This is a genomic window from Pseudogemmobacter humi (assembly GCF_900609055.1).
Taxonomy (GTDB): Bacteria; Pseudomonadota; Alphaproteobacteria; order Rhodobacterales; family Rhodobacteraceae; genus Pseudogemmobacter; species Pseudogemmobacter humi.
Genome location: NZ_UXAW01000048.1, coordinates 191,903 through 208,406, shown reverse-complemented (window position 1 = coordinate 208,406; position 16,504 = coordinate 191,903). Strand labels below are relative to the sequence as shown.

The 16,504-nt window shown below is 67.9% G+C and carries 19 protein-coding genes; 15 read left to right on the top strand and 4 right to left on the bottom strand.

Going from position 1 to position 16,504, the window contains the following annotated elements; all coding sequences use genetic code 11:
* Positions 1-14 precede the first annotated feature (14 nt).
* Both XINFAN_RS05755 and XINFAN_RS05750 read left to right on the top strand, forming a co-directional pair.
* Positions 15-509: a YaiI/YqxD family protein gene (locus tag XINFAN_RS05755; RefSeq protein ID WP_124085522.1), complete on the top strand. Its 495-nt coding sequence runs from the start codon at positions 15-17 to the stop codon at positions 507-509.
* Complete coding sequence (locus XINFAN_RS05750; RefSeq protein ID WP_124085521.1) at positions 506-1,441, top strand: DMT family transporter; 936 nt, start codon at positions 506-508, stop codon at positions 1,439-1,441. The genes XINFAN_RS05755 and XINFAN_RS05750 overlap by 4 nt, the downstream gene beginning before the upstream one ends.
* Here XINFAN_RS05750 and XINFAN_RS05745 read toward each other — a convergent pair.
* Positions 1,438-1,881, bottom strand: coding sequence for an NUDIX hydrolase (locus XINFAN_RS05745; RefSeq protein WP_124085520.1), 444 nt, complete (start codon positions 1,879-1,881; stop codon positions 1,438-1,440). The genes XINFAN_RS05750 and XINFAN_RS05745 overlap by 4 nt on opposite strands.
* Before the next feature lie 148 nt (positions 1,882-2,029).
* On the opposite strand from XINFAN_RS05745, the gene hslO reads away from it, so the two are divergent.
* From hslO to XINFAN_RS05710, 7 genes are all read left to right on the top strand, one after another.
* A complete protein-coding gene (hslO, locus tag XINFAN_RS05740) occupies positions 2,030-3,016 on the top strand; it encodes an Hsp33 family molecular chaperone HslO (protein WP_124085519.1) in 987 nt (328 codons plus the stop codon).
* Positions 3,006-3,605 (top strand): CoA pyrophosphatase, encoded by a 600-nt coding sequence (locus XINFAN_RS05735; protein WP_124085518.1) that lies wholly within the window; start codon positions 3,006-3,008, stop codon positions 3,603-3,605. The genes hslO and XINFAN_RS05735 overlap by 11 nt, the downstream gene beginning before the upstream one ends.
* On the top strand, positions 3,602-4,756 hold the full coding sequence (locus XINFAN_RS05730) for a CCA tRNA nucleotidyltransferase (protein WP_124085517.1): 1,155 nt from the start codon (positions 3,602-3,604) through the stop codon (positions 4,754-4,756). Before XINFAN_RS05735 ends, XINFAN_RS05730 begins: the two co-directional genes overlap by 4 nt.
* A gap of 54 nt (positions 4,757-4,810) precedes the next feature.
* A complete protein-coding gene (locus XINFAN_RS05725) occupies positions 4,811-6,655 on the top strand; it encodes an ABC transporter ATP-binding protein (RefSeq protein ID WP_124085516.1) in 1,845 nt (614 codons plus the stop codon).
* On the top strand, positions 6,652-8,520 hold the full coding sequence (locus tag XINFAN_RS05720; protein ID WP_124085515.1) for an ABC transporter ATP-binding protein: 1,869 nt from the start codon (positions 6,652-6,654) through the stop codon (positions 8,518-8,520). Before XINFAN_RS05725 ends, XINFAN_RS05720 begins: the two co-directional genes overlap by 4 nt.
* Entirely contained in the window at positions 8,513-9,754 is a 1,242-nt protein-coding gene (locus XINFAN_RS05715; protein WP_435530851.1) for a class I SAM-dependent RNA methyltransferase, read from the top strand. The genes XINFAN_RS05720 and XINFAN_RS05715 overlap by 8 nt, the downstream gene beginning before the upstream one ends.
* A gap of 100 nt (positions 9,755-9,854) precedes the next feature.
* Positions 9,855-10,352, top strand: coding sequence for a L,D-transpeptidase family protein (locus XINFAN_RS05710; protein ID WP_124085514.1), 498 nt, complete (start codon positions 9,855-9,857; stop codon positions 10,350-10,352).
* A gap of 68 nt (positions 10,353-10,420) precedes the next feature.
* Here XINFAN_RS05710 and dalA read toward each other — a convergent pair whose 3' ends face one another.
* Positions 10,421-10,936 (bottom strand): divisome-associated lipoprotein DalA, encoded by a 516-nt coding sequence (gene dalA / locus XINFAN_RS05705; RefSeq protein ID WP_124085513.1) that lies wholly within the window; start codon positions 10,934-10,936, stop codon positions 10,421-10,423.
* Between the two features lie 214 nt (positions 10,937-11,150).
* On the opposite strand from dalA, the gene XINFAN_RS05700 reads away from it, so the two are divergent.
* Together XINFAN_RS05700 and XINFAN_RS21930 are read left to right on the top strand one after the other, a co-directional pair.
* On the top strand, positions 11,151-11,729 hold the full coding sequence (locus XINFAN_RS05700) for a L,D-transpeptidase (RefSeq protein ID WP_124085512.1): 579 nt from the start codon (positions 11,151-11,153) through the stop codon (positions 11,727-11,729).
* 147 nt (positions 11,730-11,876) lie between these two features.
* Positions 11,877-12,053: a hypothetical protein gene (locus XINFAN_RS21930; RefSeq protein WP_199286370.1), complete on the top strand. Its 177-nt coding sequence runs from the start codon at positions 11,877-11,879 to the stop codon at positions 12,051-12,053.
* Positions 12,054-12,181: 128 nt separating this feature from the next.
* Here the strand turns inward: XINFAN_RS21930 and hemH are convergent, their stop codons facing one another.
* Both hemH and XINFAN_RS05690 read right to left on the bottom strand, forming a co-directional pair.
* The gene (gene hemH, locus XINFAN_RS05695) at positions 12,182-13,243 is read right to left on the bottom strand and encodes a ferrochelatase (protein ID WP_124085511.1); all 1,062 of its coding nucleotides are present in this window, start codon (positions 13,241-13,243) and stop codon (positions 12,182-12,184) included.
* A 70-nt stretch (positions 13,244-13,313) separates the two neighbouring features.
* Positions 13,314-14,129 (bottom strand): methyltransferase domain-containing protein, encoded by an 816-nt coding sequence (locus XINFAN_RS05690; protein WP_124085510.1) that lies wholly within the window; start codon positions 14,127-14,129, stop codon positions 13,314-13,316.
* Positions 14,130-14,168: 39 nt separating this feature from the next.
* Here XINFAN_RS05690 and XINFAN_RS05685 point away from each other — a divergent pair, with 39 nt between their 5' ends.
* The 4 genes from XINFAN_RS05685 to XINFAN_RS05670 are packed head-to-tail and all read left to right on the top strand — an operon-like array spanning position 14,169 to position 16,504.
* Complete coding sequence (locus XINFAN_RS05685; protein WP_435530850.1) at positions 14,169-14,924, top strand: ComF family protein; 756 nt, start codon at positions 14,169-14,171, stop codon at positions 14,922-14,924.
* A gap of 34 nt (positions 14,925-14,958) precedes the next feature.
* Entirely contained in the window at positions 14,959-15,216 is a 258-nt protein-coding gene (gene grxC, locus XINFAN_RS05680; RefSeq protein WP_124085509.1) for a glutaredoxin 3, read from the top strand.
* Positions 15,216-16,064, top strand: coding sequence for a carbon-nitrogen hydrolase family protein (locus tag XINFAN_RS05675; protein WP_124085508.1), 849 nt, complete (start codon positions 15,216-15,218; stop codon positions 16,062-16,064). Before grxC ends, XINFAN_RS05675 begins: the two co-directional genes overlap by 1 nt.
* Positions 16,061-16,504, top strand: coding sequence for a MarR family winged helix-turn-helix transcriptional regulator (locus XINFAN_RS05670; RefSeq protein ID WP_124085507.1), 444 nt, complete (start codon positions 16,061-16,063; stop codon positions 16,502-16,504). Before XINFAN_RS05675 ends, XINFAN_RS05670 begins: the two co-directional genes overlap by 4 nt.

The following is a 16,504-nucleotide window of genomic DNA, read 5'->3' as shown; positions in this document are numbered from 1 at the left end:
GGCAAGGGGGAAAGATGGTGCTCTACATCGACGCCGACGCCTGCCCGGTGAAAGCCGAGGCCGAGCGGGTCGCCGTCCGGCAGTCGGTGCCGATGGTGCTGGTCTCGAACGGCGGCATCCGGCCGTCGGCGCATCCGCTGGTGTCCTCGGTCTATGTCGGCTCGGGGCTCGATGAGGCCGACCGCTGGATCGCCGATCATGCCGGGGCGGGCGATGTGGTGGTGACATCGGACATTCCGCTCGCCGCCCGGGTGATCGCCGGAGGCGCGGCGGTTGTGAAGCCCGACGGCCAGGAACTGACGCCGGCGAATATCGGCACCACCCTCGCCACCCGCGATCTGATGACGGATCTGCGGTCGGCCGATCCGTTCCGCCAGGGCGGCGGGCGCAGCTTCTCCAAAGCCGACCGCTCGCGGTTTCTCGACACGCTCGACCGCGTTCTGCGGCGCGTCCATGTCGCGGCAAGGACAGACGGCGGCGCCGGTCCGGGCCAATCCTCGATCCAATGACCAGGCCCTCAAATCCTGCCCTGACCGGAATCCTGCTCGCCGCGGGCGGGATGGCGCTGTTCTCGGTCAATGACATGGCGATCAAGCATCTGTCGGCGGGCTATGCGCTGCATCAGATCGTGCTGATCCGGGCGATGATCGGGCTGTGCTTCCTTCTGGTGCTGATCACGCGCTCGCAGGGCGGCTTCGCGCAACTGCGCACGCGGCGGCCCTTCGGGCATATGACCCGGGTGCTGGTGATCCTGACCTCCAATTCGGTCTATTTCACCGGCCTTGCCGCGATGCCGCTGGCCGATGCGGCGGCGGTTTCCTACACGAGCCCCCTGTTCGTCACCGCGCTCTCGGTCGTTGCCCTGCGCGAAAGGGTCGGAGCGCGGCGCTGGACGGCGGTGGCGCTCGGCCTGTCCGGCACCGTGCTGATCCTGCGCCCCGGCGCCGGGGTGATCCAGGGCGCGGCGCTTCTGGTGCTGCTGGCGGCGCTGCTTTACGCCATCGGCAATCTGATGACCCGGATGATGCGCGAGACCGAGACGGCGCTTTCCTTCTCGTTCTTCACCATGGCCGGATTCATGCTGATCTCGGTGATCATGGGGCTGGTGGCGGGCGACGGGCGTTTCGCGAACGACGATCCGCTCTGGGCCTTTCTGTTCCGGCCCTGGATCTGGCCGCCCGCCGCCGACTGGCCCTGGTTCCTGCTGACCGGGCTGTCGGTCTCGATCGCCGGGCTGATGGTCGCCCAGGCCTACCGCACCACCGAAGCCGCGCTGATCGCGCCCTTCGACTATGCCGGAATGCCGATGGCGATCTTCTGGGGCGTGGTGATCTTCGGCACCTGGCCCGACCTGACCTCATGGGCCGGGATCGCGCTGATCTGCGGCTCGGGCATCTATGTGGTCTGGCGCGAGGCCGTGCTGGCCCGCAAGCGACACTAGAGCCCCGCGAGCACCTTCGCCAGCATCGCCCGGTCGCCGGGGTTCCCCAGCAGATCCGGCGCCTCACTGGCATCCAGCCAGACCGCGGTATGGCCCGCCTCGCGCGGCGGACCCAGAGGCCGCACCGGATGCGCCAGATAGACCGTGCAGATCTTTTCCGCCCAGAAGTCGTATTCCGGCATGTAAGTAAAGCGCCGGAACGCCCCCACCCGGCGCGGCGCGGCGATCTTCCAGCCGGTCTCCTCGAACACCTCGCGGTGCAGGGCGGCCAAAGGATGCTCGCCCGGGTCGATGCCGCCGCCGGGAAGCTGGAACTCAGGGACCGGGCTTTCCTGGAAGGTGACAAGGATCTTCCCGCCCCGGGGCAGCACCGAATAGACCCCCGGGCGGCGGCGGTAGCTCTGCCCCGGTTTCACCGCCTCGCCATATCGCCGGATCATGACCCGCCCCCTTGGTCGCCCTGGTTTTACCGCCTATATAGGCCCGGATTGCCAGAGCCTTCCCGTCAAGGCAAGGCTGACCCCACATTCCCGCGGCTCCGTTCTGCGGCCCCGTTCTGCGGACACCCCCGCGCGCAAGGATATCCTCATGGCCATCGGCTCTAAAATCGCATGGGACGATACCGTCCTTCCCTTCCAGCTCGACCGTTCCGGCATCCGCGGCCGGGTGGCGCGGCTTGACGGCGTGCTGGACCAGGTGCTGGCCCAGCACAATTATCCGCCCGCCATCGAGGCGCTGGTGGCCGAGGCCGCGCTCTTGACCGCGCTGATCGGCCAGACCATCAAGCTGCGCTGGAAGCTCTCGCTCCAGGTGCGCGGCAACGGCCCGGCCCGGCTGATCGCCACCGATTACTACGGCCCCCAGGCCGAAGGCGAGCCCGCCCGCATCCGCGCCTATGCCAGTTTCGACGCGGATCGCATCAGCGGCACGCCGGATCCGTTCGGCCTGATCGGCGAAGGCTATTTCGCCGTCATGCTCGACCAGGGCCAGGGCATGCTGCCGTATCAGGGCTTCACCCCGATCGCGGGCGGCAGCATCGCCGCCTGCGCCGGAGCGTATTTCGCCCAGTCCGAGCAGTTGCCGACCCGGTTCCAGCTTTCGTTCGGCAAAAGCGCGGTGCCGGGCCAGGCGGCCTCGTGGCGCGCGGGCGGCGTGATGCTGCAACACATGCCGCAGACCGGCGGCGTCGCGGCTTCGGGCGGCTCGGGCGAGGGCGGGCTGCTGACCCACGCCGATATCCTCTCGGGCGAGCCGGCCGAGGACTGGAACCGCGCCAATCTGCTTTTGGATACCGTCGAGGAACTGGAGATGATCGGCCCCCTGGTGGCGCCGACCGACCTGCTGGTGCGGCTGTTCCACGAGGAAAGCCCGCGCGTGTTCGACGCCCAGCCGGTGCGTTTCGGCTGTTCCTGCTCGGAAGAAAAGGTCCGCAGCACGCTGTCGATCTACAGCCGCAAGGACATCGCCCATATGACGACCGCCGAGGGCATCGTCACCGCCGATTGCCAGTTCTGCGGCGCGCATTACGAGATGGACCCGGTGAGCCTCGGGTTCGAGGGCGGCGATGCCGGATGACGTGGGCCTTCTGCTGGGGCGCCTGCTGGAAAAGTCCGGCGGCGCCTCGTCGGATTACGACCTGAACCCGGGCGTCCGGCTGCCCGAGGGCCGCCCGCTGCGCCCCGCCGCCGTGCTGGTGCCGGTCTGGCCGTGCGAAAGCGGCCCCCGGGTGGTGCTGACCAAACGCTCGTCGCAGCTGCGCCACCATCCGGGCCAGGTCGCCTTCCCGGGCGGCAAGATCGACCCGCAGGACGGCAGCCCCGAAGCCGCCGCCCTGCGCGAATCGCGCGAAGAGATCGGGCTGGATCCGGCCTCGGTGGAAACCATGGGCCGCCTGCCCGATCATGAGACCGTGACCGGCTTCACCGTCACTCCGGTGCTGGGCCTGATCCGCGGCCCCTTCACCCCGCGCCCCGAGGCGGGCGAGGTGGCCGAGATCTTCACCGTGCCGCTGTCGCATCTTCTTGCGATCCCGCGCTATTCGATCGAGCGGCGGATGTGGCGCGGCGAATGGCGGCGCTATTACACCATTCCCTGGGGCCCCTGGTATATCTGGGGCGCGACCGCGCGTATCCTGCGCGGCATGGCGGGAAGGCAGGCGGAATGAGGATCACCGGCGACTGGCTGACACGCGCCGGGACGCAAGAGGTGCTTGCGATGCTGGAGGCCGCGGGCCACCGGGCCTGGGCCGTGGGCGGCTGTGTGCGCAATGCGATCCTCGGAGAGCCGGTCGCCGATGTGGACATCTCGACCGACGCGCGGCCGGAACGGGTGGCGGCACTCGCGGCCGCGGCCGGGCTGAAATGCGTGCCGACCGGGATCGGCCACGGCACGGTGACGGTGATCGCCGGGCACGAGCCCTACGAGATCACCACCTTCCGCCGCGATGTGGAAACCGACGGCCGCCGCGCCGTGGTCGCCTTTGCCGACCGGATCGAGGACGACGCGATGCGGCGCGATTTCACCATGAACGCGCTTTACGCGCGCCGCGACGGCGAGGTGAGCGACCCGCTCGGCAGCGGTATCGCCGATGCCCTGGCGCGGCGCATCCGCTTCGTGGGCGAGCCCGGCGCGCGCATCCGCGAGGATTACCTGCGCATCCTGCGCTTTTTCCGCTTCCTCGCCTGGTATGGCGATCCGGCAGAGGGGCCGGACCCCGAGGGCCTCGCCGCCTGCGCCGAACTGGCGGACGGCATCGGAACGCTCTCGCGCGAGCGGATCGGGGCCGAGATGAAGAAGCTGCTCTCTGCCCCCGACCCGGCGCCCGCCGTCGCCGCGATGGCGGCAAGCGGCGTGCTGACCCGCATCCTGCCCGGCGCGGACCCGCGCGCCCTGCCGGTTCTGGTGCATCTGGAGAACGGCGAGCCCCCCCGCTGGACCCGCCGTCTGGCCTGTCTTGGCGGCGAGGGCTGGCGCGACCTGCGGCTGTCCTCTGCCGAAACCCGCAGCATGGAAAGCCTGAGCGAAGCCACCCGCGAAGGCGGCCTGCCGGCCGCGCTCGGCCACATGTTCGGCGCAGAAATCGCCACGGATGCGATCCTGGCCCGCGCCGCGCTGACCGGCAACCCGCCGCCCCGGGGCTGGCGAGAGAACATCGCGCGGGGCGCCGCCGGCACCTTCCCCGTAACCGCCGCCGATCTGATGCCCGGGCTTTCCGGCCCCGCTCTCGGCGCGCGGCTCAGGGCGCTGAAGCAAGCCTGGCTCGCCTCGGACCTGCGGCTGAGCCGTGCCGCACTTCTGGCCCTGCCGGAAGCCTGAGTTCCCTTCCGCCGCGAAAACCGCTAAAACCCGCAGGCAATCCCGGGTGCTGAAATGTTTCGCTTTTTCGAGGGTCTGATCGACCCCTATCGTCCCTACGCCGAAACGGACACGCCGCCGCGCCGGCTCTGGCCGTTCCTGCTGGAGTATATCCGCCCGTTCCGCCGGGTCTTTGCCGTGACCGGCGCGCTGTCGGTCGCCTCGGCCTTCATCGAGGTGGCGCTGATCTGGTATCTGGGGCGGCTGATCGACCTGATGGTCGCCACCGGCCCGGCGGATTTCCTGCGCGAGAACGGCGCCGAGGTGGCGCTGGTCGCGCTGGCGGTGCTGGTCTTGCGCCCGCTGATCCAGGTCTCGAACGTGGCGCTTCTGCACAATACGATCCTGCCGAATTTCGGCACCATGATCCGCTGGCGCGCGCATCGCCATGTGATCCGCCAGCCGGTCGGCTGGTTCGAGAGCGATTTCGCCGGGCGCATCGCCAACCGCATCATGCAGACGCCCCCGGCGGCGGGGGATGCGGTGTTCCAGACCTTCGACGCCATGGCCTTCGCCGCCGTCACCGTGATCGGCGCCGGGCTGATGCTGGCCGAGGCCGACCCGCGCCTGCTTTTGCCGCTGGTGGCCTGGTTCGCGCTTTACATGGCGCTGGTGCGCTGGACGATCCGCCGCGCCGGACCGGCCGCCATGGCCAGTTCCGACGCGCGCTCGGCCGTCACCGCGCGGGTGGTGGACGCCTATTCCAACATCCATTCGGTCAAGCTGTTCGCCCATCACGACCGCGAAATCCTCTACGCGAAAGAGGCCATCGAAAACGCCCGCGCCACCTTTCAGACCGAGATGCGGATCATCACGAAGATGGACCTCGCGCTGACGCTCTTGAACGGGTTCCTGATCGTGGCGGTGATCGGCTGGGCTGTCTGGCTGTGGATCGGGGGCGAGGCTTCGACCGGCACCGTCGCCGCGGCCTCGGCGCTGGTTTTGCGGCTCAACAACATGACCTTCTGGATCATGTGGGCGTTCTCGGGCCTCGTCCAGGCTTTGGGCGTGGTGCAGGAGGGGATGCAGACCATCACCCATCCGATCGGCCTGACCGACGCGCCCGGCGCGAAGCCGCTGGAATACCGCGAGGGGCTGATCGAACTCCAGGACCTGCGCCACCATTACGGGCGCGAGGCCGGGGGCGTTCAGGGCGTCAGCCTGGTGATCCGCCCGGGCGAGAAGATCGGCCTCGTCGGGCGCTCGGGCGCGGGGAAATCCTCGCTGGTCAGGCTGATGCTGCGGTTCTACGACCCCGAGGGCGGCCGCATCCTGATCGACGGCCAGGACGTGACCCGGGTCACGCAGGACAGTCTGCGCCGCCTGATCGGCATGGTGCAGCAGGATAGCAGCCTTCTGCACCGCTCGGTGCGCGAGAACATCCTCTACGGCTGCCCCGACGCGACCGAGGACGAGATGATCGCGAGCGCCCGCCGCGCCGATGCGCATGAGTTCATCCTGACGCTGGAGGATCCCCAGGGCCGCAAGGGCTATGACGCCCATGTCGGCGAGCGCGGGGTGAAACTTTCCGGCGGGCAGCGCCAGCGGGTGGCGCTGGCGCGGGTGATCCTGAAGGACGCGCCGATCCTGATCCTCGACGAGGCGACCTCGGCGCTGGATTCCGAGGCCGAGGCGACGATCCAGGACGCGCTTTACGGCGTGATGCAGGGCAAGACCGTGATCGCCATCGCCCACCGGCTGTCCACCATCGCCGCGATGGACCGGATCGTGGTGCTGGACGACGGCCGCGTCGCCGAACAGGGGACGCATGCGGAACTTCTGGCGCTGAACGGGCTTTACGCAAGGTTCTGGGCGCGCCAGTCGGGCGGGTTCATCGGCCTGGAGGAAGAAGGGGAATGAGCGTCTTCACCAGTGGCTTCGCCTGGCTCGGCGACCGGATCGACGCCTTCCGCCCCGCCGAGGGGCCGCCGCCGCAAAGCCTTGGCGCGTTCATGCGCTGGTGCCTGCGCGGGGCGGGGCCGATGCTGCTGCTGGCCGGTGTCCTGTCGGCGCTGGCGGGCACGACCGAGGTGGTCAGCGCGATCATCCTCGGCTGGGTGATCGACACCGCGGTCGAGGCCGGGCCGCAGGGCTTTTTCGCCGATCACCTCGGGCTGATCGCCGGGTTCCTCGTGTTCTACCTGGTGCTGCGGCCGCTGGCGTTCGGGCTCTCATCAGCCTCGAACGCGGTGGTGATCGGGCCGAACGTGATGCCCCTGGTGCTGTCGCGCCTGCACCGCTGGACTTTGGGCCAGGCCGTCACCTTTTTCGACAACGATTTCGCCGGGCGCATCGCGCAAAAGCAGATGCAGGCGGCGCGCGCCGTCACCGATACCGCGACCGAGATCATCAACACCGTCTGTTTCGCGCTGGCCTCGGTGGTGGGCTCGGCGATCTTCCTCTTGGTGATCGACCCCCTGGTTGCCGCCGCGCTGATGGTCTGGCTGGCGGCCTATCTGGCGATGATCCGCTTCTTTCTGCCCCGCATCCGCAAGAACTCGGCCGCGCGGGCGTCGTCGCGCGCCATGGTCTCGGGCCAGGTGGTCGATACGATCACCAATATCAAGACCGTGAAGCTGTTCGCCCATCACGCTTTCGAGGACCGGGTGGCGCTGAAGGCGATGGAGACCTACCGCGAGGCCTCGCTGGAATATGGCGAGATTTCCACCTGGTTCCGCCTTGCGCTGATGACGCTGGCAGGCGTCTTGCCGGTGGTGCTGATCGGCGGCACGCTCTGGCAATGGCAGGCGGGCGCGGCGACGGCGGGCGACATCGCCGCCGCGGGTGCCGTGGCTCTGCGCATCGCGCAGATGTCGGGCTGGGTCAGCTTCACCCTGATGGGGATCTACACCAGCGTCGGCGAGGTCGAGGACGGGATGAACACCCTTTCCGTTCCCCATACGCTCGCCGATGCCGAGGGCGCGCGGCCGCTTCCGGCGGTGAAGGGCGAGATCGGCTTCAACGGCGTGACCTTCGCCTATGGCCGCCAGGACGAAAAGGGCCACGGCGGGGTGCAGGGCATCCGGCTGACCATCCTGCCGGGCGAGAAGATCGGCATCGTCGGCGCCAGCGGGGCGGGGAAATCGACGCTGGTGTCGCTCCTGTTGCGGCTCTACGACCCCGAAACCGGCTCGGTCACCATCGACGGCCATGACCTGCGCGGCGTCACGCAAGAGAGTTTGCGCCGCCAGATCGGCATGGTCACGCAGGAAACCGCGATGTTCAACCGCTCGGCCCGCGACAACATCGCTTACGGCAAGCCCGGGGCCCCGGATGCCGAGATCGAAGCCGCCGCCCGCGCTGCCGAGGCGCATGAGTTCATCACCGGCATGGCCGACCACCAGGGCCGCCGGGCCTATGACGCCTTCCTTGGCGAGCGGGGGGTGAAACTTTCCGGCGGGCAGCGGCAGCGGATCGCGCTGGCCCGCGCCTTTCTGAAAAACGCGCCGATCCTCGTGCTGGACGAGGCGACCTCGGCGCTCGACAGCGAGGTCGAAGCCTCGATCCAGGAGGCGCTTGAGCGGGTGATGCAGGGCAAGACCGTGCTCGCCATCGCGCACCGTCTCTCGACCATCGTCGCGATGGACCGGATCATCGTGATGGACCGCGGAAGGATCGTCGAGGAAGGCAGCCATGAGGCGCTGCTGGCGCAGAACGGGCTTTACGCGCGCTACTGGAAACGCCAGTCCGGCGGCTTCATCGTCACCGGAGAAGCGGATGAGTGAGACGATACGGCTGGTCATCGACCGGCTCGGCCATCTGGGCGACGGGATCGGGGCCGGTCCGCGCGGGCCGGTCTTCGTGCCCGGGATGCTGCCCGGCGAAGAGGTCGAAGGCGTGCTGTCGGGCGACCGGCTGGAGGGCGCGCGGATCCTGACGCCCTCGGCCGAGCGGGTGAAACCGCCCTGCCCCCATGCCCGCACCTGCGGCGGCTGCCAGTTGCAGCACGCGGCAGAGCCCTTCACCGCCGCCTGGAAGCGCGAGGTGGTGCGCGAGGCGCTGGCGCAGCAGGGGCTGGAGACCGGGATCGCGGATCAGACGCTGACCTCGCCCCCGGCCTCGCGCCGCCGTGCCACTTTGTCGGGCCGGCGCACCAAGGGGGGCGTTCTGCTCGGGTTCCACGCCAAAGGCCAGGGCATGATCGTGCCGGTGCCGGGGTGCCGCCTGCTGCACCCGGATCTGATGGCCACCCTGCCCGCGCTTGAGGCGCTGGTCGCCTTCGGCGGCTCGCGCACCACGGAAATGTCGCTGACGGTGACGCAGAGCCTGACCGGGCCGGACGTTTCCGTCACCGGCGGCAAGCCCGCGGATGCCGCCATGCAGATGGAACTGGCGCGGCTGGCCGACCGCTTCGGCCTCGCGCGCCTGACATGGGAGGGCGAAATCGTCGCGCAAAGCGCGGCGCCGCAGATCGCCATCGGCCCCTCGCGGGTGGAATTTCCGCCCGGCGCCTTTCTTCAGGCCACCTGCCAGGGCGAGGCCGCGCTGCTCGCCGCCGCCCGCGAAGCCATCGGCCCGGCCAAGCGCATCGCCGATCTGTTCTGCGGTCTCGGCACTTTCGCGCTGCCGCTCGCGCGCGAGGCCGAGGTTCACGCGGTCGAGGGCCACCCGGCACTGACCGCCGCGCTGGAAAAGGCCGCCCGCGCCACGCCGGGGCTGAGGCGCATCACCACCGAGACCCGCGATCTGTTCCGCCGCCCGCTGGAGCCGGACGAGCTGAAAGGTTTCGACGCCGTGGTGATCGACCCGCCCCGCGCCGGGGCCGAAGCGCAATGCCAGCGTCTTGCCCGGGCAGAGGTTCAGCGCCTCGCGATGATCTCGTGCAACCCGGTCACCTTCGCCCGCGACGCCCGAATACTGGCACAGGGCGGCTGGCGGCTGGACCATGTCCAGGTGGTCGATCAGTTCCGCTGGTCGGTGCATATCGAACTGGCCGCCGCCTTCTCGCGCGGGAAATAACGCATCCGTGAGAGCCTCGCGGCACAGCTTCCGCTGGCCTGATGCGGCGATTTTCGCTATCGGATGAAAAAAACATACAGGCAGACCACAGGCGGTACCCATGCGGGCCTTCAGACTTCTTCTCATCCTGGTGATCGCGCTCGGGCTGGCGGCCTGCGGGCCGAAATCCAAATTCCTGAAATACCGCGGCCCCGAGGTCACCTCGGTCCAGATCCACAAGGCCGAGCGCCGGATGTATCTGCTGCATGACCAGAAGGTGCTGAAAAGCTACGATGTCGCGCTTGGTTTCGCGCCGGTCGGGCACAAGCAGTTCGAGGGCGACGGCAAGACCCCCGAAGGCACCTATTACATGACCTTCAAGAACCCGAATTCCAGCTACCACCTTTCGCTCTACATCAACTACCCGAATGTGGTGGACAAGGAATTCGCGGAATCCCAGGGCAAAAAGCCCGGCGGCGAGATTTTCATCCACGGCGGGCCAAAGCGGAAGGTGTATCAGCGCGACTGGACCGAGGGCTGCGTCGCCGTCACCGACAAAGAGATCGAGGTGATCTATTCCATGGTCAACATCGGCACGCCGGTCCATATCCTGCCCTGACCGGCCCTCCGGGCGGAAACGAAAAGGGCGGCCCCGGAAGGGCCGCCCTTTTTCATACCGCCGGGGGTTCAGCCGCCGGTGACCATGGTCCACCAGATCTTGCCGCCCTCTTCCTGATACCAGGCGAAACCGACCTCGCGCGCCGCCGGATCCAGGATCACCGACCGCTGATCGGGGGCCGCCATCCAGACCGAAAGCGTCTCCAGCTCGGTCTGGTAGGTTTCCGAGATATTCTCGCCCAGCAGCCGCCCGGTATAGCCTACCCGCTGCACCCGCGTCAGCGGCGACGAGCCGTCCGAGCCGAAATGCCAGGGCCGGTTCTGCACCGACATGTCGCGCGAATGGGTCTCAGCCGCGGCGTTCAGCTGCGAACTGAAGGTCAGCGGACCGATCCCCTTGGCCGAGCGCAGCGTGTTCACCGAATCAAGAAAGCGGAAAGGGATCTGCTGGGCGACGGCCGGAGTGATCCGGTAGACCCGGGGCAAGGGCTTGCCGTCCGGGCCAAGTTCGATCTGTTCCGCCCCCGAGACGCAGCCGGCCAGCAGAATCGCCGGGCCAAGCAGCACGAAAGCACGTCTGTTCATATTTCTCACCAGATAACTGCCCGTTGCGGTGTTTTGCCTTCTTTACCGAAACCGCGGCGGGCTGGCAAATGCCAGTTCTGCGCGCCAGCCGATCTTTGCAAGGCAGCGGCAGCGTGGTTTCGGCGGCGCAAGGCCGCTGACGGGGCTTTGATTTGCGGAGGCCGGGCAGAATCGCTATGGTGCCGTTAAAATCCAGGGCCTCAGGAGTAACGAGATGACCGCCGACCGGCTGAACCGCCGTGTATTGCTGGGCAACGCCACCGCCGCACTGGGCGCCGCCGCCTTCGGCGTGAGCGCCCTTCCCGCCCTTGCGCAGGAAGCCCCCGCGCGCAACAACGCCTCCAGTTTCCGCATGCTGGACTGGCGCGGCTATTTCGACAACACCCGCAAGGGCGCGATCCTGGTCGATATCACCTCGCGCGCGCTGCATTATTGGTCCGAGGATCAGTCGGTCTACCGGCTTTACCCCACTTCGGTGCCGCTGTCGGACGATCTGACCCGCCTTGGCCGGACCGAGGTGGTCCAGAAGGTGGTCAATCCGTCCTGGCGCCCGACGCCGGCGATGAAGGAACGCAACCCCGAATGGCCTGATGTCGTCGAGGGCGGTGCGCCGGACAATCCGCTCGGCACCCGCGCGCTTTACCTGAGCTGGACCTATTACCGGATCCACGGCACCCATGACACCCGCAAGATCGGGCGCAGATCCTCGAACGGCTGCATCGGGCTCTACAACGAGCATGTCGAGGAATTGTTCTCGATGGCTCAGGTCGGCACCCAGGTGTTGCTTATTTGACGACAACCGCCGCAAGCGTGCATCCCACGCATGCGGTGAATTGCATTTTTTGCGGCCTGCTGCTTAACAGGGGGTCACGAGGACAGAACTTGGGTGCGTGCCGTTACCTCTGCAATCTTGACGGCATGCGATAACTGGAGATTCAAAATGAAGAAAATCGCGCTTGCAGCCGCTCTCTCGGTCGCCGCTTCGTCCGCTTTCGCCGGTGGCTTCGTCGAGCCCCGCATGGAGCCGGAAGTCGTGAAGGCCTCGACCTCGTCGTCGGGCGGCGTTCTCGTTCCGCTGCTGCTGCTGGTCGTGCTGGCCGCTGCCGCCGCCAGCTGAGCTGACGGGTATCTTCGGAAAAGGACGGCAGAGCGATCTGTCGTCCTTTTCTTATTTCGCCCCGAGGGCGAAATGAAAACGGCGCCCCCGGATATTCCGCGGGGCGCCGTTTCGTTCGTCTGTCGCGGTCAGAGCCAGCCTGCCAGGTTGTCCGACAGAACCTCGGTCAGCGCCGCGATATGGGCGGGATCGTCGTTCAGGCAGGGGATATAGGTGAAACTCTCGCCCCCGGCGTGCAGAAACGCCTCCTGGATCTCGCCCTGGATCTCCTCCAGCGTCTCGATGCAATCGGCCGAGAAGGCCGGCGCGATCACCGCGATGCGCTTTTTCCCTTGTTTCGCCAGTTCGGCGACATGTTCGACCGTATAGGGCCGCAGCCATTCCTCGGGGCCGAAGACCGACTGGAAGCTGGTGTCGATATCGGCCTCATTCCAGCCGAGGCTTTCGCGCAACAGCCGCGTGGTCTTGCGGCACTGGCAGTAATAGGGGTCGCCCTCTTCGACATAGCGCTTCGGCATGCCGTGATAGCTGGCGACCAGCACATCCGGCCGCTGGTCCAGCGCCTCGTACGCGCGCCGCACCGAGCCCGCCAGCGCCTGGATATACAGCGGATGGTCGAAATATTCCGGCACCACCCGCAGGCTGGGCTGGCGCTTTTCCTTCATCAGCGCACGGAAGATCTGATCGTTCGCCGTTGCCACCGTCGCCCCGGCATATTGCGGATAAAGCGGCAGAAAGACGATGCGGCGGCAACCGGCGTCGATCATCCGGCGCAGCACGGATTCGGTCGAGGGGTTGCCATAGCGCATGCAGAAATCGACCATCACCCGGTCGCCGAACCTTTCCGTCAGCGCCGCGCCGATCGCCGCGGTCTGCGCTTTGGTGATCGTCATCAGCGGCGATTCATTCAGCTCTTCGTTCCAGATCAGCTTGTAATTCGCGCCTGACGAGAACGGCCTTTTGCCGAGGATCACGGTTTGCAGGATCGGTTGCCATTTCCAGGACGGATAGTCGATCACCCTCTTGTCCGAGAGAAATTCGTTCAGATAGCGCCGCATCGACCAGTAATCATAGCCGTCGGGTGTGCCGAGATTCGCCAGCAGCACACCAACGGGCGCGCTGCGGCCCGGAACGGGGTGACCGGCGGGGATTTCGTCGCTGGCGGTCTCGCGCCTTTGTGCTTCGCTCATCTCCGGCTCCCTTTCATGGTGACATGCCCGAGATATAGCCTGGATCGGCCGGGTCAAGCGGCCGGACCGCTCAGGGCAGGCGGTGTTCCGTCGCATTCAGCGCGTCCGACAGCCGCGCGGCGGCCGATCCGGGGCGCAGCGGTTTTTGCTGGCTTTCATGCGGGGTCCAGCCGGTCAGACAGATCACCTCGAACGTGGCCCGGATCCGGCCACCTTCCGCCGGGAAGTTCTGCGCATAGATCTCGGCCGCGCGCAGAAAGACCGCGCGCCGGGTCGGCCGGCGCAGGCGCGAGGCCAGCGCATTGGTCTCGCCCATGGCGCGCAGGTCGCTGATCAGATGGAACAGATCGCGGTAGGCCACGGTGCGGGTGAAGCTGTCGGCCACCGGCAGCGCGAAACCGGCGCGCTGCAACAGCCCGCCCAGATCGCGGATCTCGGCCATCGGCAGCACCCTGGGCGAGAGGCCGCCGGTGATTTCCGCCTCGGCCTCGGCAAGGCTCGCGCGCAATTCATGCAGGGTCTGGCCGCCGAACAGAAGCGCGAGGAACAATCCGTCGGGCTTCAGCGCCCGGAAGGCCTGGACCATCTGGCCGACCGGATCGTCGGCCCAGTGCAAAGCCATGGCATGGATCACCGCATCCTGCGCGCCAGGTTCCAGATCCAGCACAGGCGCGTCAGTGATCAGACGCGCCTGCGGCAGCGCGCCGCGCCAGAAATCATGAAAACCGCCCACCAGGACCGGCGCCGTAAAGGTTCTGTTAACCGAGGCGAGTCTTTCCTGAATCTCGTAAGCCGCCTCTTCCAGCAGAAAGAAGGCAGGCCCGCGCGCCGCGCGGGCACGGTGGAGGGCAAGGGCGTTGCGGTCGGTCAGGACGGGGGCGGACATGGAAGCGGACCATAGGGCGCGCGCGCGCGGATGCAAGAGATGCGGATAGGCCGCGCGCTTTCCACCGCCGCCGCGCCGATGGGGGCACTGGTCCGCGCGGTCTATCCGCCGCAATGCCTGAGCTGCGGCACGCTGGTCGGCTCGGATTTCGGCCTGTGCGGCCCCTGCTGGCGCGAGACGCCCTTTATCGCGGGCGCCGCCTGCGCGGCTTGCGGCCAGCCGGTGCCTGCGGGCGACGACGAGGAAACCGCGCTATGCGAGGATTGCCACCAGAATCCCCGGCCCTGGGCGGCGGGGCGCGCGGCGATGCTGTATCGCGACAACGGGCGCAGGCTGGTGATGGCGTTGAAACACGGCGACCGGATGGATCTGGCCTGGCCGATGGGCCGCTGGCTCGCCCGCGTCGCCGCGCCGCTGGTGACGCCGGATACGCTGATCCTGCCGGTGCCGCTGCACTGGTGGCGGCTGTTTCGCCGCCAATACAATCAGGCCGCGCTGCTATCGCAGGCGCTGGCGAAGGCCACGGGGCTGGCGCATTGCCCCGATGCGCTGATCCGCAGCCGCCACACCGGCAGCCAGGAGGGCCGCTCGCGTGACGAGCGCCACCGGGCGGTGACGGGTGCCTTCCGCATCCATCCGCGCCATGCCGCGCGGATCAGCGGTCGTCCGCTGCTGATCGTGGACGATGTGATGACCTCGGGCGCCACGCTCGCCGCCGCCACCGCGGCCTGCCTTGCGGCCGGTGCCGGTCAGGTTTCCGTGCTCGCCCTCGCGCGCGTTGCGAAGGAGGCTTAAATCCCTATAGTTCGCACCGAACAAAGGGATCACCATGCCGAAAGTCGAGATCTACACCACCCCCACCTGCCCCTATTGCCATGCGGCAAAACGGCTTTTGACGAAAAAGGGCGTGAATTTCACCGAAATCGACGTGAGCCGCGACCCGGATCTGCGCCTTGCCATGACCAACCGTGCAGGCGGGCGGCGCACCGTGCCGCAGATCTTCATCGGCGACCGGCATGTCGGCGGCAGCGACGATCTTCATCTCCTGGACCATGAGGGCAGGCTCGACGCCCTGCTGGCCGACTGATGCGGGCGGCGCTGATCCAGATGAACGTCTCGGACGATCCCGCGGCCAACCTGGCCGCGGCGCTCGGGATGATCCGCGAGGCCGTCGCGGGCGGCGCCGATTTCATCCTGACGCCCGAGATGACCAATTGCCTGTCCTCAAGCCGCGACCACCAGCGGACGATCTACCGGCATGAGGAAGAGGACATCACCCTCGCCGCCCTGCGCCAGGCGGCGAAGGAGGCGGGGAAGCATCTGCTGATCGGCTCGCTCGGCCTCCTGACCCATGACGCGGACGGGCGTTTCGCCAACCGCTCGTTCCTGATCGGGCCGGACGGCGGCATCCTCGCGCGCTACGACAAGATCCATATGTTCGACGTGAACGTGACGGAAACCGAGGTCTACCGCGAAAGCGCCGCCTACCGGCCCGGCCGCCAGGCGGTGGTCGCCGACACGCCCCTTGGCCGGATCGGCATGGCGGTCTGCTACGACCTGCGCTTTCCGCATCTGTTCCGCCGCCTCGCGCAGGCGGGCGCTCAGATCCTGACCGTGCCCGCCGCCTTCAACGACACCACCGGCCGCGCGCATTGGGAGACCCTGCTGCGCGCCCGCGCGATCGAGAACGGCTGTTTCGTCCTCGCCCCGGCGCAGACCGGCTTCCATGCCGAGAGCCATGGCCGCGGCCGTCGCACCTGGGGCCATTCGCTGGCCATCGCGCCCTGGGGCGAGGTGATCGCCGACGGCGGCACGGAACCCGGCGTCACCTTCGCCGGGATCGACCTGACCGAGGTGGACCGCGCGCGCGGCCGGGTGCCCTCGATCCGCCACGACCGCGATTTCACCGATCCCGAAACCGGGCCAGAGGCATGAGCCAGGACCGCACCGACGACATCGCCGTCGCTTTGTTCGGCGAGCTGTTCATGGCCGATCAGCTTGCCCGCAACCGCATCTCGAAGGTGCTGCCGCGCGGGATGGAACTGTCGCATTTCTCGGTGCTGAACCATCTGGCCCGGATCGGCGACGAGCGCACGCCCGCGCAGCTTGCCCGTGCCTTCCACGTCACCCGGGGGGCGATGACCAACACGCTGGCGCGGCTGGAATGGGCCGGCCATATCCATATCCGCCCCGACTGGGACGATGCGCGGCGCAAATTCGTGGCGATCAGCCCGGCGGGCCGCGCCGCGCGCGACGCAGCCGTCCAGGCGGTGACGCCGCTGATCGCCGAAGTGGTCGAATCGCTCGGCGCAGACCGGGTGCGCGCGGTTCTGCCGGTGCTGCGCGAGATGCGCGCGCGGCTGGAACAGGACTGA

Excerpts from the sequence above, each read along its gene's own strand:
- XINFAN_RS05755 (WP_124085522.1), top strand. The coding sequence starts at position 15 with ATGGTGCTCTACATCGACGCCGACGCCTGCCCGGTGAAAGCCGAGGCC.
- XINFAN_RS05750 (WP_124085521.1), top strand. The coding sequence starts at position 506 with ATGACCAGGCCCTCAAATCCTGCCCTGACCGGAATCCTGCTCGCCGCG.
- XINFAN_RS05745 (WP_124085520.1), bottom strand. The coding sequence starts at position 1,881 with ATGATCCGGCGATATGGCGAGGCGGTGAAACCGGGGCAGAGCTACCGC.
- hslO (WP_124085519.1), top strand. The coding sequence starts at position 2,030 with ATGGCCATCGGCTCTAAAATCGCATGGGACGATACCGTCCTTCCCTTC.
- XINFAN_RS05735 (WP_124085518.1), top strand. The coding sequence starts at position 3,006 with ATGCCGGATGACGTGGGCCTTCTGCTGGGGCGCCTGCTGGAAAAGTCC.
- XINFAN_RS05730 (WP_124085517.1), top strand. The coding sequence starts at position 3,602 with ATGAGGATCACCGGCGACTGGCTGACACGCGCCGGGACGCAAGAGGTG.
- XINFAN_RS05725 (WP_124085516.1), top strand. The coding sequence starts at position 4,811 with ATGTTTCGCTTTTTCGAGGGTCTGATCGACCCCTATCGTCCCTACGCC.
- XINFAN_RS05720 (WP_124085515.1), top strand. The coding sequence starts at position 6,652 with ATGAGCGTCTTCACCAGTGGCTTCGCCTGGCTCGGCGACCGGATCGAC.
- XINFAN_RS05715 (WP_435530851.1), top strand. The coding sequence starts at position 8,513 with ATGAGTGAGACGATACGGCTGGTCATCGACCGGCTCGGCCATCTGGGC.
- XINFAN_RS05710 (WP_124085514.1), top strand. The coding sequence starts at position 9,855 with ATGCGGGCCTTCAGACTTCTTCTCATCCTGGTGATCGCGCTCGGGCTG.
- dalA (WP_124085513.1), bottom strand. The coding sequence starts at position 10,936 with ATGAACAGACGTGCTTTCGTGCTGCTTGGCCCGGCGATTCTGCTGGCC.
- XINFAN_RS05700 (WP_124085512.1), top strand. The coding sequence starts at position 11,151 with ATGACCGCCGACCGGCTGAACCGCCGTGTATTGCTGGGCAACGCCACC.
- XINFAN_RS21930 (WP_199286370.1), top strand. The coding sequence starts at position 11,877 with ATGAAGAAAATCGCGCTTGCAGCCGCTCTCTCGGTCGCCGCTTCGTCC.
- hemH (WP_124085511.1), bottom strand. The coding sequence starts at position 13,243 with ATGAGCGAAGCACAAAGGCGCGAGACCGCCAGCGACGAAATCCCCGCC.
- XINFAN_RS05690 (WP_124085510.1), bottom strand. The coding sequence starts at position 14,129 with ATGTCCGCCCCCGTCCTGACCGACCGCAACGCCCTTGCCCTCCACCGT.
- XINFAN_RS05685 (WP_435530850.1), top strand. The coding sequence starts at position 14,169 with ATGCGGATAGGCCGCGCGCTTTCCACCGCCGCCGCGCCGATGGGGGCA.
- grxC (WP_124085509.1), top strand. The coding sequence starts at position 14,959 with ATGCCGAAAGTCGAGATCTACACCACCCCCACCTGCCCCTATTGCCAT.
- XINFAN_RS05675 (WP_124085508.1), top strand. The coding sequence starts at position 15,216 with ATGCGGGCGGCGCTGATCCAGATGAACGTCTCGGACGATCCCGCGGCC.
- XINFAN_RS05670 (WP_124085507.1), top strand. The coding sequence starts at position 16,061 with ATGAGCCAGGACCGCACCGACGACATCGCCGTCGCTTTGTTCGGCGAG.